The sequence below is a fragment of the Pseudomonas sp. NPDC087804 genome (assembly GCF_044742965.1).
GTDB lineage: Bacteria > Pseudomonadota > Gammaproteobacteria > Pseudomonadales > Pseudomonadaceae > Aquipseudomonas > Aquipseudomonas rustica.
The window spans coordinates 1-2,435 of sequence record NZ_JBIUVN010000064.1 but is presented as its reverse complement, the minus strand read 5'-3'; the positions used below and the strand labels follow the sequence as shown (position 1 = coordinate 2,435).

At 59.0% G+C, this 2,435-nt stretch carries 3 protein-coding genes and 1 pseudogene; all 4 read right to left on the bottom strand.

Annotated elements, in window-relative coordinates; genetic code table 11:
* Nucleotides 1-132: pseudogene (locus tag ACIOMO_RS27890) on the bottom strand (cytochrome C oxidase Cbb3); the annotation flags it as partial.
* A gap of 499 nt (nucleotides 133-631) precedes the next feature.
* On the bottom strand, nucleotides 632-1,588 hold the full coding sequence (gene ccoP / locus ACIOMO_RS27885; RefSeq protein ID WP_401244690.1) for a cytochrome-c oxidase, cbb3-type subunit III: 957 nt from the start codon (nucleotides 1,586-1,588) through the stop codon (nucleotides 632-634).
* Nucleotides 1,585-1,800, bottom strand: a complete 216-nt coding sequence (locus ACIOMO_RS27880; RefSeq protein WP_401244692.1) for a cbb3-type cytochrome oxidase subunit 3 — start codon at nucleotides 1,798-1,800, stop codon at nucleotides 1,585-1,587. The genes ccoP and ACIOMO_RS27880 overlap by 4 nt, the downstream gene beginning before the upstream one ends.
* Nucleotides 1,801-1,805: 5 nt before the next feature.
* On the bottom strand, nucleotides 1,806-2,414 hold the full coding sequence (gene ccoO / locus ACIOMO_RS27875) for a cytochrome-c oxidase, cbb3-type subunit II (RefSeq protein ID WP_053118801.1): 609 nt from the start codon (nucleotides 2,412-2,414) through the stop codon (nucleotides 1,806-1,808).
* Between the last annotated feature and the right edge of the window lie 21 nt (nucleotides 2,415-2,435).

Sequence of the window (2,435 nt, the reverse complement as noted above, 5' to 3'; positions counted from 1 at the left end):
CTCCGGCCAAACCAGTTGCGAGGCGATGAAGACACCGAGCCCCATGCCAAGGATCCCCCAGACCACCGTCATGATGGCGAACTGGCGGACTACCTTATAGTTATAAGCAGTCGGACTGATTGCTGTGCTCATTCTAAGGTTCCACGGTTTGGGTGTTTTATTAGGATTAAAATCGGCCGCAAGTATGCAGAGAGCAGGGGGTCATTGCAACGCGCCATGACCTGGGTCAATGCTTTCCAACGCTGATTCTGCGGCCTTTCCATGCGCCGCGTAAGGACAAAAATGCCCTCGAAAAAAAAGTCGCTGCGGATGAAAAAAGCGAGGGGTTCAGGTCGCTTGTAACGAGGTGTGTTCAAACGGCCGGTTTGGGTGACGAATGGCAATCGGCGCGACAGCCGGTATCTACTGGCCTTTGCGGCGAATCTGTCAGCCAATTCATCGAACACAACGCTCAGGATCGACCTGCAACCGGCACGAGCCAGTCCGCATCGAGCAAGCTTAGACCCGAATTCGGGGAACCGAAAGGCGAGGGTGTTAAGGGGTGCGACAAAAAGAAGCAGCTGCAAGCAGAAAGCTGCAAGCGACAAGATAGTTCAAGTCGCCCGCAGGATTGTATACAGTGCTGTTGATTTTACTTGGAGCTTTCAGCTTGAATCTTTTCGCTCAATTGCTCGCGATCTTTTGATAGGTTGTATACATAAGCAGCGAGCAATTGCACTTTATCGTTGCCCAAAAGCTCATTTTGCGCCGGCATGTGACCCTGACGTCCATGGCGAATGGTCTGCTCGAGTTGGGTCAGGCTGGTGCCATAGATAAACCCGGCCGGGTGCGTCAGATTCGGCGCGCCCATGGCTTCGGTGCCTTGGCCGGTCGCCCCATGACAGGCTACGCAGGTGGTGCTGAACGCCTGCTGGCCCGCTTGCAGGTCAGCCTTGCTATCGGCGGGCAACGGCAATTTGGCCAGATCATGACGCACATACGCGGCCACGTTCTTCACCCCGGCCTCGCCCAACACCTCGCCCCACGCCGGCATCGCCGCGACCCGGCCACCCATGATGGTGGTCTTGATGGTCTCGGCGTCGCCGCCCCAACGCCAGTCGCTGTCGGCGAGGTTAGGGAAGCCGAACGCGCCTTTGGCGTCCGAGCCGTGGCACACCGAGCAGTTGGAAGCGAAGAGGCGGCCACCCATTTTCAGCGCCTGCGGATCCTTCGCCACTTCTTCCACCGGCATGGCAGCGAACCTGGCGAAGATCGGCCCGAACTTGGCGTCAGCCTTGCTCATTTCCTTTTCCCACTCGTGAACGCCGGTCCAGCCGTCCTCGTAACCCGGGAGGATGCCTTTCCAGTTGCCCAGACCCGGATACAGAATCAAATAGCCCACGGCAAACACCAGCGTGCCGGCGAAGAGCATGAACCACCATTGCGGCAGCGGGTTGTCGTACTCCTCGATGCCGTCGAAGCTGTGGCCCATGGTCTGGTCGACGCTGCCCTTGGTCTCGCCCCGACGGGTGCCGATCAGCAACCACGTCAGGCCGATCAGGCTGCCGATGGTCAGTACGCAGATCCACGTACTCCAGAAGGTGGTCATGGCCGGGTACTCCTTGGTTCAGGTGCTTGGGTTGTTGCAAATGCTGGGGTAGGTTCGGGCTGTGGCTCGTCGGCGAACGGCAGCAGACGTGCTTCGGCGAACTCCGGGGTGCGCTTGCGGTTGAACACCCACAAGGTCAAACCGACGAACGCTACAAACACGACAACAGTGCCTAAACCACGGATCAGCCCTGCGCTCATTTCAAAGACCATCGTGCTCACCTCTTGCTCTTGATCGCAGTGCCAAGCACTTGCAGGTAGGCGACGAGCGCGTCCATTTCGGTTTTGCCCTTGAGGCTGGCCACCGCGCCGGCGATGTCGTCGTCGGTGTACGGCACGCCGAGGGTGCGCATGACTTTGATCTTGGTTTCGGTGTGGCTGCTGTCGACCGCTTGCGTGACCAGCCATGGGTAGGCCGGCATTTTTGATTCCGGTACGACGTTGCGCGGGTTGTACAAGTGCGCACGGTGCCAGTCATCCGAGTAGCGCGCGCCGACCCGGGCCAGATCCGGCCCGGTACGTTTCGAGCCCCACAGGAACGGGTGATCCCAGACGCTTTCACCGGCCACCGAGTAATGTCCGTAACGTTCGGTTTCGGCGCGGAACGGGCGGATCATCTGCGAGTGGCAGCCGACGCAACCTTCACGGATATAGATGTCGCGGCCTTCCAGTTGCAGCGCGGTGTAAGGCTTCATGCCTTCGACCGGTTTATTGGTGACGTCCTGGAAGAACAGCGGGACGATCTGGGTCAGGCCGCCGATGCTCACGGCAAGCACCATGAGCAACATCAGCAGGCCGACGTTCTTTTCAATCGTTTCGTGTTTCATGGCGGACTCCTCAGGCCATCT

Coding starts and splice junctions, on each gene's coding strand:
- ccoP (WP_401244690.1), bottom strand. CDS start 1,588: ATGACCACCTTCTGGAGTACGTGGATCTGCGTACTGACCATCGGCAGC.
- ACIOMO_RS27880 (WP_401244692.1), bottom strand. CDS start 1,800: ATGGTCTTTGAAATGAGCGCAGGGCTGATCCGTGGTTTAGGCACTGTT.
- ccoO (WP_053118801.1), bottom strand. CDS start 2,414: ATGAAACACGAAACGATTGAAAAGAACGTCGGCCTGCTGATGTTGCTC.